This window comes from Xenorhabdus japonica (assembly GCF_900115195.1).
GTDB classification, from domain to species: domain Bacteria; phylum Pseudomonadota; class Gammaproteobacteria; order Enterobacterales; family Enterobacteriaceae; genus Xenorhabdus; species Xenorhabdus japonica.
In genome coordinates, this window is the sequence record NZ_FOVO01000015.1 from 1 (window position 1) to 12498 (window position 12498).

Annotated in this window: 12 protein-coding genes and 1 pseudogene; 6 read left to right on the top strand and 7 right to left on the bottom strand. The window is 42.9% G+C overall.

The genetic code is table 11. From position 1 onward, the window contains the following. The 3 genes from BM135_RS17345 to BM135_RS07800 form a co-directional block, all read left to right on the top strand. Window positions 1-605, top strand: a 605-nt coding sequence (locus BM135_RS17345; protein ID WP_245737326.1) for a hypothetical protein, incomplete at its 5' end; no start/stop codon positions are given. A 5-nt stretch (window positions 606-610) separates the two neighbouring features. Further along, window positions 611-976 carry a DUF596 domain-containing protein gene (locus tag BM135_RS07795; RefSeq protein WP_092519204.1) on the top strand — a complete coding sequence of 122 codons (366 nt, stop codon included), beginning with the start codon at window positions 611-613 and terminating at the stop codon, window positions 974-976. 208 nt (window positions 977-1184) lie between these two features. Further along, a complete protein-coding gene (locus tag BM135_RS07800; RefSeq protein WP_092519205.1) occupies window positions 1185-1475 on the top strand; it encodes a hypothetical protein in 291 nt (96 codons plus the stop codon). Here BM135_RS07800 and BM135_RS07805 read toward each other — a convergent pair. The 3 genes and pseudogenes from BM135_RS07805 to BM135_RS07815 all read right to left on the bottom strand — a co-directional run bounded on the left by BM135_RS07805 (window position 1466) and on the right by BM135_RS07815 (window position 3456). After that, window positions 1466-1884: pseudogene (locus BM135_RS07805) on the bottom strand (type II toxin-antitoxin system HicB family antitoxin). The gene BM135_RS07800 and the pseudogene BM135_RS07805 overlap by 10 nt on opposite strands. Before the next feature lie 47 nt (window positions 1885-1931). Continuing rightward, the gene (locus tag BM135_RS17665) at window positions 1932-2051 is read right to left on the bottom strand and encodes a type II toxin-antitoxin system HicA family toxin (RefSeq protein WP_092519263.1); all 120 of its coding nucleotides are present in this window, start codon (window positions 2049-2051) and stop codon (window positions 1932-1934) included. Then, a complete protein-coding gene (locus BM135_RS07815) occupies window positions 2044-3456 on the bottom strand; it encodes an MFS transporter (RefSeq protein WP_092519206.1) in 1413 nt (470 codons plus the stop codon). The genes BM135_RS17665 and BM135_RS07815 overlap by 8 nt, the downstream gene beginning before the upstream one ends. Before the next feature lie 94 nt (window positions 3457-3550). Between BM135_RS07815 and BM135_RS07820 the strand changes: the two genes are divergently transcribed. Next, window positions 3551-4213, top strand: coding sequence for a helix-turn-helix transcriptional regulator (locus tag BM135_RS07820; protein WP_092519207.1), 663 nt, complete (start codon window positions 3551-3553; stop codon window positions 4211-4213). A gap of 106 nt (window positions 4214-4319) precedes the next feature. Here the strand turns inward: BM135_RS07820 and BM135_RS07825 are convergent, their stop codons facing one another. Together BM135_RS07825 and BM135_RS07830 are read right to left on the bottom strand one after the other, a co-directional pair. Further along, the gene (locus BM135_RS07825; protein WP_092519208.1) at window positions 4320-5243 is read right to left on the bottom strand and encodes a PfkB family carbohydrate kinase; all 924 of its coding nucleotides are present in this window, start codon (window positions 5241-5243) and stop codon (window positions 4320-4322) included. Beyond that, window positions 5240-6640, bottom strand: a complete 1401-nt coding sequence (locus BM135_RS07830; protein ID WP_092519209.1) for a purine-cytosine permease family protein — start codon at window positions 6638-6640, stop codon at window positions 5240-5242. Before BM135_RS07830 ends, BM135_RS07825 begins: the two co-directional genes overlap by 4 nt. A 663-nt stretch (window positions 6641-7303) precedes the next feature. Here BM135_RS07830 and BM135_RS07840 point away from each other — a divergent pair. Together BM135_RS07840 and BM135_RS16580 are read left to right on the top strand one after the other, a co-directional pair. Further along, entirely contained in the window at window positions 7304-8062 is a 759-nt protein-coding gene (locus BM135_RS07840) for a GntR family transcriptional regulator (RefSeq protein ID WP_092519211.1), read from the top strand. A gap of 316 nt (window positions 8063-8378) precedes the next feature. After that, the gene (locus BM135_RS16580; RefSeq protein WP_139204087.1) at window positions 8379-8615 is read left to right on the top strand and encodes a hypothetical protein; all 237 of its coding nucleotides are present in this window, start codon (window positions 8379-8381) and stop codon (window positions 8613-8615) included. Between the two features lie 101 nt (window positions 8616-8716). Here the strand turns inward: BM135_RS16580 and BM135_RS07850 are convergent, their stop codons facing one another. Both BM135_RS07850 and selB read right to left on the bottom strand, forming a co-directional pair. Then, window positions 8717-10375, bottom strand: coding sequence for a sulfatase-like hydrolase/transferase (locus tag BM135_RS07850; protein ID WP_092519213.1), 1659 nt, complete (start codon window positions 10373-10375; stop codon window positions 8717-8719). 178 nt (window positions 10376-10553) lie between these two features. Then, on the bottom strand, window positions 10554-12482 hold the full coding sequence (gene selB / locus BM135_RS07855; RefSeq protein ID WP_092519214.1) for a selenocysteine-specific translation elongation factor: 1929 nt from the start codon (window positions 12480-12482) through the stop codon (window positions 10554-10556). Window positions 12483-12498 lie beyond the last annotated feature (16 nt).

Genomic DNA, 12498 nt, shown 5'->3' on the forward strand with positions numbered 1-12498 from the left:
TCGATCATCTGATTACACTTTTGATGGTAGGGAATGATGAAATTACCCAACGTTACCTGAATCGCTTACAGGAGAAATACGCTCCGGGTAAATCAGTTAAGCCAAATATCGGGAAGGGATTAACAGCAGATCAAAAAGCTAAATTAGGTGGTGCTAGTTCTGGTACGCCGGGAGGATGGGAACCACAAGGTAGTAAGAACGCTCAGAAGCACAAAGCGGTTAGACAACAACAGAAAAATCGATTTGAGGAATTGCGAAGGATTTTTGATAAAAATGACCCGTCACGAGATTTGATGATTGATGGAAAAATTATTAGGCAAGGAAGCGGTGGAAATCGTTATACAACAAAGGTTTTTGAAAGCCAAAAATTAACAGATAGGCAAATATATCGTTATGCAAAACAGTTAGCCGGACAGCCTTTAACAAAGATTAAAGATGGTATCTATACAGCAAAATTGAATGATGGCACTCTCATAACGCTTAGAAATGTTTCAAGTTCGGTTAAACAAACTGGAGCACGCTGGACAATACAAATTAGAAATAGCCCTGTATTACGTCAAGTAGAAAATGGTCTTGGTAGAAATGCTGAGATAAAATTTAGGTAATGAAAATGGTAACTGATGCTGAGTATAAGATGGTTGTTGAACATGCTGAAACCCAAGCACTAGATGGGTTATGGGCTTATATAGCTCCAGATATGCTTCCATCTAAGCGTGTAACTTCTGGAGATTTTTCCTTTAAAGAAAGGAAAAGACTCTTCTTTTGGTTTTTAGAAAAGCTTTTAACAGAAGGAAAGCTAAGATTAGCTAAGCACGGTAAGTTTTTAGAAGGCACAACTAACGAGCAATTACAGTCTTTTTATTCTGTTTTTCCCAAAACTGAAGAAGAGTTAATTGAACAATTTTGGTTCTTTGATGAAGCTTGTCCGGGAGGTGCTGTCTGGGTACTTGAAGATGGCTCTCTGGAGTGGACTTAAGCCTGCCCCGCACTGCTAGCGTCGGGGGATTTCATTTCAATAACCGCCTGAATGACCATGTTAGTGAACATAATCAATTTATACGAAAAACTACCACTGTATTAATGAAAAGATTGGTAAATATTATTAGAAAAACAACAAACGATATCACCTTATATACTCATTAGTAATAATAAAGGAGCTAGTAAAAGAGGTGATGAGGGTGTTAATGCTAATGGAGGCAACGGTGCACCTGGTGGTAACGGTGGAAATGGCAATAATTCTCCAGGTGGTAAAGGCGGAGAGGGTGGTAAAGGCGGTGAAAACGGTGGGCATGATGGGCATCGAGGTAAAGATGGATAGTTATAGTTTAAGAAAGCAAAAATACCATACTAATTGGTATTTGAAACAGGGCGTCTGTAGCCCTGTTTCTATTTCACGTATCAGTGTTGACAAAATCTCCCATTTGTTCAGCCTCATTAAAGAGTATATGAGGCTGGTTAATGGTATTTATTGCTGAATACTATTTTGTAATTCATGCAAAGCAGCCACCTGTAAAAAGCGGCTACGGTTCTTGTATAAGTTTGGACTCGCTTTAACCTGATCATCGATTTTCTTCGATAATAAATCAGGCAGAGTGACATTGAATTTTGTCGATTTACCTAAATACGGCTCAACATCAACTTCAACTACAGCCCACGCCCACCCTCCGTACTCGTCATCTTTGATCCAATAATCCAATGATTTTGCTTCAGGGGGAATTGGTTCATTTCAGCCAATAACTCTAAATGCCCTGTGATAGCTTCCTTGGCATTTTTTACTGCGTCTTCCATTGAGTCACCAGCAGAGAAACAACCTGATATATCGGGAACAACCACACCATAAGCATGATTTTCATCACCAATTTCAATCGCAATAGGATATAACACGTAACCTCCATAACTTTGAAAAATTTGATTAGTGCAGATAAGGGGGCTTACAGCCCCACTTGTTTCTGTATTTTCCTGAGCAATCCCGTTTTGATTTCCTGTTTAGGATGTGGAATTGTCAGCAGGTCGTTACGTTCAGGATGTTTAAAGTGCGAGAGATTAATTATCCACTTTAATTTGAGCTGATTTGTATGCTGTTAATAATGCCAATATTGGTGCAATGGAGAAGAGTAAAAATAACCAATAAGAGGAAGATGCGGCTGCTACTACTCCACCAGGCTGATAAAACCCAAATAAATTAACGACCATACCACCCAATGCAGAACCAAATGCAGAGGCAAATAACTGCACGGTAGTAATGGATGAAGCAGAGATGTTTTTATCTGCATCACTGGAAACCTGCAAAATGCGGGTCAAAAGATGAGGCCAGCCGAATCCAACCCCGAAGCCAAACAATCCTAATCCTAAAATTAGCGGCAATATTATCTGCCATTCACCTGCCGATCGAGATGGCAATAATACAAGTAGCAGCAACATACCGGCTAACATAAAAATCGGGCCGCTGACAATTGCAAACCGCATCTTTGCTCCTTGCCAGCTAGCACTGAGCATTTCTCCTATTGTCCAACCCACTGCTGCGGAAGCAACCATATAGCCAGAAGCTAAGGGGGATTGCCCATGCAGAATTTGCAGAAAATAGGGAATAAAAACATCCCCCGCCAAACCAATCACCAATAGAGAAATGGTAGTGAATAGAATCAGATGAGGAGAACGCAAACTCAGGGCATTTTCAGGCAATAATCTTGCTGAAGCCCGGCGTTCATGAATGACCAACAAAGCGATCAATAGAACAGCTGCGACAATACCGATAATGTTAAACCGAACATCCTGTGACAAACTGCCTGAGGAAACCGCCAGCACTGCGGCTGATAACAGGATCAATTGCACGATGGGCAATGCTGTTTTGGTTTTATTCTGCGCCGATGTTTTAGGTAAAATCAGGTAGGTGAATACGGCATAACACAGGGTAATTGGGAGCATAATGCCAAAAGCGTAACGCCATGCGTTTATTTCAGCAAAAATCCCACCAATAGCTGGCCCGATCAAAGTTGCTACCCCCCACATTCCCGAGATCAGCGCGATGGCTCGAGGCCAAAGTGATTGAGAAAATACGAGATTAACCATCGCATAGGAAAGTGCAAACAGAAACCCGCCACCAAGTCCTTGAACGGTTCTGCCAATCAACATAACGGACATCATCGGTGCAAGGGTACAAATTAAACTACCGATGAAAAAGATCAGCGATGCAACCAGATAAGCATTCCTTGCACCCGATAAACTCAACAATCTTGTAGAGAGAACAGAGCCAACAATTGATGCCACGACAAATAACGTCGTATTCCAGGCGTAGAGGTTCAATCCTCCAATATCATTTACGACAGAAGGCAGAATGGTAATCGCAATTAAGGTATTGGCTGCCATCAATCCCACGCCCAGTGAAAGTGCTATCGCACTCGGCGCATTTTTGCTGGAAAACAGATCCCTCCAGCGGCTTTCTCCATTCATCATCATGATTGTTATCCTGAACATAGGTTGAGTTGCGGAAAGTCTTACGTTAAATTAAACAAGATAAAACTTGGAATAAATTAATGTCGGAATCAATAATATGTCAAGCACTTACTTGGAAAATGATGTAATCGTAGGGCAAACAGTGAGTGAGAAGCTATTAATGCTGCTGAAAACTCAAGGTGCCTTACAAGCCTCTGATGCCGGCAAATTATTGGGAACAACGGGAGAAGCCGCCCGCCAGCAATTTGTGAAACTGGCTAAAGAGGGATTAGTTGAAGCAAAATCGGAAACAAGGGGAGTTGGGCGTCCAATACAACTTTGGCATATCACAGAGAAAGGCCATGCCAAATTTCCTGATACCCATGCAGAGCTAACAACACAACTGATCTCGATTATTCGTAGTCAATTGGGTGAAACTGCCATGGATTTGATTATCAGCGCCCGCGAACAAGAGGCTTTTTCCAACTATAAAAAAGCAATGGAAGGAGCTACCGAGTTACAGGAAAAGGTTGAGCGTCTGGTTTCAATTCGCTGTCGAGAAGGCTATATGGCTCATTATTCTGTTGAAGAAAATGGCGCTATTCTATTTTTCGAAAATCATTGCCCAATTTGTGCTGCCGCTAAAATGTGTCAGGGATTTTGTCGGACAGAGCTGAAACTATTTAGGGAGGTTCTGCAAGCCAATGTGGAAAGAACCGAATATATCCTCAGTGGACACCGACGCTGCACTTATCGCATCACCACCTCACGTTCTCAATAAAGAGCCTGCTGCTTGGTATAACCCTTGAAAAAAACCTACACAACTGAAATGTTGCGTAGGTTTTTTTGTCGACGTAGATCTTTTTATTGATCAGTTTTCAGACTACTTAACCAAAACTGAAATCTGCCAGTTCATCCGTGGTCGGCGCACCATTGGCACCAGGGCGGCTGACAACAACAGCGGCAACACGGTTTCCGAGATCTACGGCATCGCGTAAAGACATGCCCTGCGATAATCCCGCCAACATTCCACCACAATGTGCATCACCTGCGCCAATGCGATCCTCAGCCTTGACCTTATAAGCAGGAACATATTCTGGTTCGCAATTGGGCTGGCATATCCATGCCCCTTCAATGCCTACCCGAGCAATAATCGTGAAACCATGTTCATTAGCATAACGGCTGGCCTGTGTCATTGAATCCCCCGTACCACACAGTAAGGCAATCTCATCTTTATTTAAGCTGAGTATTGTTCTTTCCACAGGTAATGCTCGAATAAATTCAGGGTCTATATCAAGCAAGCGAGGGCCAAAATCCAATACCAAAGTCAGCTCTGCCGGAGAAGCCAGCAGCCATTCACGCAAATCTCCTGCTTTTAGATTGGCTAGTTCATAGCCGCTGGTATAGAGATATCCCTGCTCAGGAAGAGGGATCGTCGCTAATATATTTTTATGCCAATTGTCGTCACAACCAGGAACGGAGACATAAACGCGTTTGCCATCGGGCTGCATCATGGCAAAACACCAGCTATTGTCTTTTGTGGGATGACGCAGGGTTACCTTCAACCCAAGGTCTTCCATTTCTGTTGCGACACATTTACCCCAAGCACCATTACCTACAAATATGCCATTGATAACTGGCGCTTGAAGACGGCACAGTGCACACGCCACATTAAATGCACAGCCACCGACTTGCCGATCAACTTCCTCAGCTTCCCAATATTCACCATCATGAAATGGTTCGGGTAATCTGAGAACAATATCCCCTGTCGCCGATCCCAACACAACAACAGGTAATAGAGGCTCCTTCATTTTTTGTACCTATTCAGCATTAAATACAGACCATAACAGATAAGACTGACGAAAAATGACAGGAATAACCCAAGGCTGGAATTGGCAAAAATTCCCACTGCCCACGGGCCACTTATAAAGTCATTTTGCGTCACCAGAACACCAGCCAATGCTCCCAACAGCCAGCATGAGATGGGGATCCATTGAATGCCACCATTCGAGCCAATATAGTTAAATAACTTATCCGTACAATACCCCTGCTTGCGGCGGATCACGATGTAATCAAGTAAGAATACCGCTTCCCACGATGCCAAAAACACACCGCAGAATATCAAGAATGCGACAAACGGCCCCATGAAATCACCAGTAACAAAAAGAGTATAAATCGCAACGGTCAGCACAATAACGGAATCAATGGTAACAGCATGGACTCGTTTAATTTTTATTCCCAATGTCAACAAATTTAAACTGGCAGAATAGAGACTCATGACTGCCATTGTGACTATCCCCGCAATTGCCGTCATTAAATAAGGAATCACCATCCAATCCGGCAAGATAGAGCCAATATGAGCAATCGGATTCTCTGATTTAGGAAGGTCAGGCAATTGAACGGAGAGCAGGATCCCTGCAAACAATAGCAATACCAGGGGGATCATTCCGCCTGCGGTTACCGCCGTAAAAATTTTTACTTTGGAGGAATTGTCATTTTGATAGCGACTATAATCAGCGCTCGTTGCTGCCCACGCAATACCACTACCGGCAGCAACTACCGAAACAGCGGGCAGGAAACCCGTTATCCAACTGCCTAATGGCATGGTTAATACAGCTTCCCATTCTGTCGTGAACAGAATATAGAACACGACAACGAGCGTCATTATGCCGAAAATTTTGGTAACCCACCGTTGCATGGTGATGACCATCTCTTTTCCCAATAAAGTGACACCAATTGACAGCCCAGCAAACAATACCATGCTAATTACAGTCAAAAGTGTACTTTCACTGAGTCCGCAAGCCTGAAATAGTGCAGAAAGCGTCAAAGTACCGGTAACAATATTGATGGATTCCCATCCCATAGAGATGAACCAGAAAATCACCGTCGGCGCAATATTTCCCTTAATACCAAAAATAGTCCGGGAGAGGGTGAGCGTGGTGGTTCTTCCCAATTTGCCACTGAAACTGATATAGCCAACCAACGCGAAGCTGGAAAGGCCAATCAGTGCCGCGAGTACAGATTGCAGAAAAGAGAGTTTAAAAGAAACGATAATGGCACCGTAAACAATGCCGAGGATGCCAATATTAGCGGCTGACCAAACCCAGAATAGATCCAGAGGTGAACCTGTGCGTTCTGAAGGAGGGACAATATCTATACCAGTGCGTTCTACCTTCCAGAACCGATGACGCTTTTGTTGTGTACCCATTATGTTTTCCATCACTGTCTTAAGATCAAACCTAAGACACAAGGCGAAAAACCCTATCTGAGTTGAACTTCACTAACTTATACCATTTACCTCAGCAGGGAATATGAAAATATCGGATAACGTCCTGAAAAATGACTCTGGTCATGGCTACAATGGTTCTCTTTCCCTAGGTTGGCGCAAATCACACACTTTACCGGAGTACCAAAAAAAATAGCGCCATGACCGGAGCACTACGTTCCGGCTTGATTAACCCAGCAAAAGAAGTCAATTAAGCCGATGTTTCTTCAAGCACAACTGGCAGCAGGACGTCTGCTCTACCACGCCACGCCAGAGCCGATGTCAGACATAAACCCCAAGATTGAAGAACACATAACGTTTCTGTATACCCTTCATCTTCCGAGCTACAGCTCTGTTGGATGTCATTCGAAACATATTGGATATACAGCTCCTGCAAATAGATCAGGTAGTTTCAGAAAAAAGCTCCAGAAAAAGCTTCCAACCCCCGACTTCTTATATAAGCAGGATTTATACTTTATCTATCAATTAAGGCCAATAAAAGTCCAATTTCGTCATTATGTGATGCCAATCTAATTCCAATACACTCTATACCTTGCTGTACAGGCTAATGTACACTTAGGCCATCAAATAACAGGGGTTAAAAAAATGCTGAATCACTTTGTTGACTGGGTATACAAACAACTTGAAAAGAAAAGCAATAGTCCTCGTTATATACAACTGCAAAAAGCCATTGAAATGGCACTTGAAAATCGATTATTGAATGTTGGTGAGTTTTTACCACCAGAACGCCGATTAGCTGAGCTTCTCAATATATCTCGAGTAACCGTCAGTAAGGCAATGCAGATTCTGGAAGAAAAAGGGGTCATCATACGCCAGCAAGGTATTGGTACTCAGGTTGCCAAACCGGGATGTTCTTCACTTAATCAAGCCGTTGGTTTCACCTCTCAGATTATTAAAGAGGGAGGAACGGTATCCAATTACTGGCTATCGAGGAATATCATTCCCGCACCGGAAGAAATTGCGAAAAAACTGTCGGTTAACACAGGTGAGCCGATCGCTGAGCTACGTCGTATTCGCCTTGCCAACGGTACACCGGTTTCCCTTGAAAATACCTATATTCCCCGGCACTATCTGCCTCATCCTGAGCTGTTGGAAGGTTCCCTGTATGCACATTGGGAGGAACAAGATATCCACCTCACCAACGTGAATCACAAAATCAAAGCCATTTCCTGCCCTGCGGATCTGGCGATATTACTCAATATTGCTGAAAGCTCGCCATTGCTACAAATTCACCAAATAAGTCTGAATAACCAAAATGATATCATTGAGTTCAGTGAAATTTTGTGTCGTGGTGATATTTATGGACTAGATTTTAATTCTCCTCAAAATATCGACATTAATTAAAAACTTAAAAATAATTAATACATCTGACTATTTATAAATCACACATCCCTTCTCTTGAAGAGAGTGATCCAGCCTAAAATCCGCTCATCATTTCCAGTTAATTACCTACACTCTGCCATTAAAAAATGACATCTCTGTACAAAAAACAACATCTATAGATTAATAAAAGACCAATATATTGTTATTAAATGAAAATATCACTTTAGTTTTTATAAAATATATTAATAGCAAAAACATCACTTACATATTCATTAAATATCTAATAAAACAATTGATTATATCACATCGGCATCAATACATCGGAGGTTTCAATTCATTGGAAAAAAATAAAAACAGTCCACCGACATGGAGTGATACCGATTGGGAAGCAGCCATGACAGTAAAAGTCATTATTAACGGCAAGGCTTATTTTTATGAATCCCGGGAAATAATCCACTCTTATGAAGATATCAGACATATAGCGGAATCAGTGGGATGCAAGACTGAAATCATTCCTCTTCAAAAATTGGATGGCTTCACAAATGACGCCCATATCGTAGCCATATATCTGTGACGCATCTCTTCAACATCCCTTCTGTCAAACAACATCATCGACAGAAGGGGTAGTAGAGAAAAGTAACAATGAAAACAAGGGAAAACAGCGAAAGTTATGTCTTATTTACTGGTTCCAACTGATGCCGCCTCCAACTGCTGGTAAATATAATGCTTATAACTCTCTACCAGCGCATTGTCCTGACAATCATCCAGCGCACCATCACACAAATGACGCATGATCATATTGGCTCGGTAAAACACAGGGACAGGCAAACGAGCACGCTCCAGAATCATTCCGCCAAGAAAGGAGATATCGGTCAATTGACCCGTTGTTATTGACGCTCCCTGTTTCAGGTTATCCCTCAGGGTAAATTGAGTTACATGTGCGGGATCACGTAGCGGAGAATTATAGTGCTCAAAGTGGAGGTTCGGTTGATGATCACCAAAATAGAGGAAAACGGTAGGTTTGTCGCGATGGGCAACGAATTCACTGAAATCCTTGATGGCCGGATCAGAAGCCACAATTTTTTCCATATAATGACTAAACTTACCTACCACTGTTGAAGGCTCAACGTTGCCAGCCAAACCATAATCATCATTATGGCTCTCTTCATAAGGGCCATGTTCATACATTGTCAGAGAAAAAATAAAAATCGGCTTATTTGTTTCCTTAGCCAAGATGGCTTTCACATAAGACAACATATCTTGTGTCGAGATTTTCCATAAATTTTCTTCCATGTCTGCCGGATAGCCCAGCTCTTGCGGTTGAATAATCCGATCAACACCCAGCGTTTTGTAAGCATGTCCCGCATGATAAGCAGACTTATTAAATGGTGTCAGAACAACTGTGTAATAACCATTGTTTTTCATTACGCGGAACAAGCTGTTTTTAAGATGATCAACGACAGTGTAAAACACTGAATTTTTATTGGGTTCAAAGTCCTCTGTATTCAATCCGGTTAAAACGGAGAATTCAGATAACCATGTTCCTCCTCCAAAGGTCTGTACCCTGAGTGGACTTTGGCTACTGACACCTGCATCACGCTGGAACATATAAAGATCTGGCAAATGCACATTGGCGGGTAACTGATAAATATGGGGATTAACGGTGGATTCCTGTAACAATACAACGACATCGGGTTTAACATCTGACTGGGGTTCAGGCAACATCACTTTTTTCGCCTGTTGTAAGAAATAATCAGCAGATGAACCAAATTTCGGAGGCTGATATTGCGAATCCGAGGCAGACATCACCATATTGGTCATCGTCCCCCGTCCCTTCGGTAATTCACTTTGCCATTCAGTATAGTAAGCATTAACCGTCAGATTGATACTCCCGATACTCACTACCATCGAAGCGATACTGGCGAGTCGCCATTTGATCCCACGTGCAGAAGGTGCCGATTTCCAACTCAATATCATGTTTAATATCAACCAGATAAGCATAGCTACTACAGCGATACCTGCCAGCCAATAATAGTGTAAAGTCTCCTGATTTGAAGGATCCAACATGACATTTAAATCAGAAAACAGTAATTGCTCTTTGTAGTAATGAACTTTTATCTGGTTGAGAAATTTGAGGATGATAAACAATGTTCCAGTTAACACTGCCGAAAATAACCAGCGCGCTGAAACTAAAAAAGCCAGACCAAAAATGACGCCAAATACGCCGACAGAAACCAGTGCAGGATAAATATCTCCGCCCTTTTCAAACACTAATATCAAGGAAGCAATCAACAGCAATCCCAGATAAATCTTCGAGATTATCTTTTTTTTCATACTCTATTGAATTCCACACATGAGTTTAGTTTGACAACTCTTTGAAAAATAGCACAAGTTATCAAATATACCGCAAATAAAATGCCGCAGATTCGCTCAGTGAAGACAGTATGAATTCAAAGGAGTTCAACTGCTGAAGCTATTGAAAACAGATATCGAACAGGTTTAAAACCAAGCGCTAAAAAATGCCCTCATCCCGCAAAACATGCAAATCCGCTTTCCTGCGGGTAAATCCCATGCGATCAAAGTATTCCAGTATTTGGATCGCTAATTTCCGGCCAATCCCCAACTCATCCCGAAATTCTATTGCCGTTATGCCTCCCTTATCCTGACAATAGCGACGGATTAAATCAGCAAACTGCTGAATGCACTGACGATGGTAATAACGATCAGACACAATAGCGATGATCAGCCCTAATTGCGCAGCTTTTCGCAAAAGGCTACGCATAGTTTCGTCATCTTCCCCCATTTCCGTTGCCAAATCGCGTACCCACCACACTTCCGCTTTAAAATGTGGTTCTACGTTTAACCACAGGCACTCCTGCTCCGCGGTAAACATCAATCCATGCTCAGGCGAATGTATCCAGCCATTTGTTTGTTTTAGTAATTTTTGATCTATTAGCTGGTTGATTAATTTATAAGCCAGCATGTCATCCAGTGTTGGCAGAGCCATTCGTTTCAAACGTGCTTTGCCTACTCCCAGTTGATCAGGGTGTTTTTCATGGTATCCCGCCATAGCCTGCAATAATTTTTGTTCTGCCAACGCAGCATGGTGCTGCGATAGTGCCCAATCACCCGCAATAATCACCTTCATCTCGGCCAGCAAGCTATTGAGCTGGTTTTCTGTCAACTGACGTGACCAAGCAAAATGGCTGAGTGACAATGCACCACGGGTTAAATATAAGGTGAGGATTTCCACATGGCTGTGCATTCGAGCCAGTTGGGATAACCAACCAAGAAATTCAGGCCGACGCTTACCCCTGCGTGGGGAATTTAAGCTAATGACCCTCGCTCCTGCCAGCGTTCTCTTGGCACTGATATCACGCAATATCAAGCGATCATTTTCTACCAGCCACAACGGGCGATCCAGCGTCAGTTCAGCCAATATTGGCGCATCAGTCAGCGAATTCAGTATAGAAATTCGTCCGGTGATATGGCTGGCAGCATGGTGGATATGGAGAGATTGCCAGTGTTGCAGTGGTACATCAGCTTCAATTTCCACCAGCACTTTTTCAGCAGCAAGCAATAGGCCTTGTGATGTCGATTTCTGCAATAACGGTTTCTGCAATAACAACCAGTCGCCACGGGAAATTTGTTCTTTGCTGATATCGCCGACGATATTCAATGCAGTACGCTGTCCCGCTTTAGCGCTCTGGGCAGGTTGATTCTGGGCATGCAGACCACGTATTCTCACGGCTTGCTCACTGCCAGTCAGCCATAAAGTTTCACCGACATCGATACTTCCCGCCAACGCTGTCCCAGTGACAACCAATCCTGCCCCTTTAACGGTAAAAACACGATCGATAGCCAAACGGAAGCGTTGCTTCAATTTTTCATGCTGCAAATTTTGCAAAGAAGAAGGGGGGCAAAATTGATGGACAGAATTAATCTGATGAATAGACAGCAAATGATCCCGCAATGGAATAATGCCATCCTCCGTAATCGCTGCCGTTACAAACAGAGGCGCTGATTGCCAACCTTGTGATACCAATAATTGCACAGCCTGTTGCCGGACTTCCTCAATTCGTGCTTGTTCGACACTATCCGCTTTAGTCAGCACAATCGTGATGGCAGGTCGCCCGATTAAACGCAAAATAGCCAAATGTTCCCGCGTCTGAGCCATCACACCATCATCACAAGCCACAACTAACAGGATATGATCGATGCCACCAATCCCCGCCAACATATTGGACAGGAATTTTTCATGTCCCGGTACATCGACAAACCCCACCGAAGATCCATCTGGTTGCGGCCAGTAGGCATAACCGAGATCGATAGTCATCCCGCGTTTTTTCTCTTCCGGTAAATGGGTCGTATCAACGCCCGTGATTGCTTGAATTAGTGTCGTTTTACCGTGATCAACATGTCCCGCAGTGGCAAAAATCATAGTTATCGAACCTATT

Excerpts from the sequence above, each read along its gene's own strand:
- BM135_RS07800 (WP_092519205.1), top strand. The coding sequence starts at position 1,185 with ATGCTAATGGAGGCAACGGTGCACCTGGTGGTAACGGTGGAAATGGCA.
- BM135_RS07850 (WP_092519213.1), bottom strand. The coding sequence starts at position 10,375 with ATGAAAAAAAAGATAATCTCGAAGATTTATCTGGGATTGCTGTTGATT.
- BM135_RS07820 (WP_092519207.1), top strand. The coding sequence starts at position 3,551 with ATGTCAAGCACTTACTTGGAAAATGATGTAATCGTAGGGCAAACAGTG.
- BM135_RS07830 (WP_092519209.1), bottom strand. The coding sequence starts at position 6,640 with ATGGGTACACAACAAAAGCGTCATCGGTTCTGGAAGGTAGAACGCACT.
- BM135_RS07825 (WP_092519208.1), bottom strand. The coding sequence starts at position 5,243 with ATGAAGGAGCCTCTATTACCTGTTGTTGTGTTGGGATCGGCGACAGGG.
- BM135_RS07840 (WP_092519211.1), top strand. The coding sequence starts at position 7,304 with ATGCTGAATCACTTTGTTGACTGGGTATACAAACAACTTGAAAAGAAA.
- selB (WP_092519214.1), bottom strand. The coding sequence starts at position 12,482 with ATGATTTTTGCCACTGCGGGACATGTTGATCACGGTAAAACGACACTA.
- BM135_RS07795 (WP_092519204.1), top strand. The coding sequence starts at position 611 with ATGGTAACTGATGCTGAGTATAAGATGGTTGTTGAACATGCTGAAACC.
- BM135_RS07815 (WP_092519206.1), bottom strand. The coding sequence starts at position 3,456 with ATGATGATGAATGGAGAAAGCCGCTGGAGGGATCTGTTTTCCAGCAAA.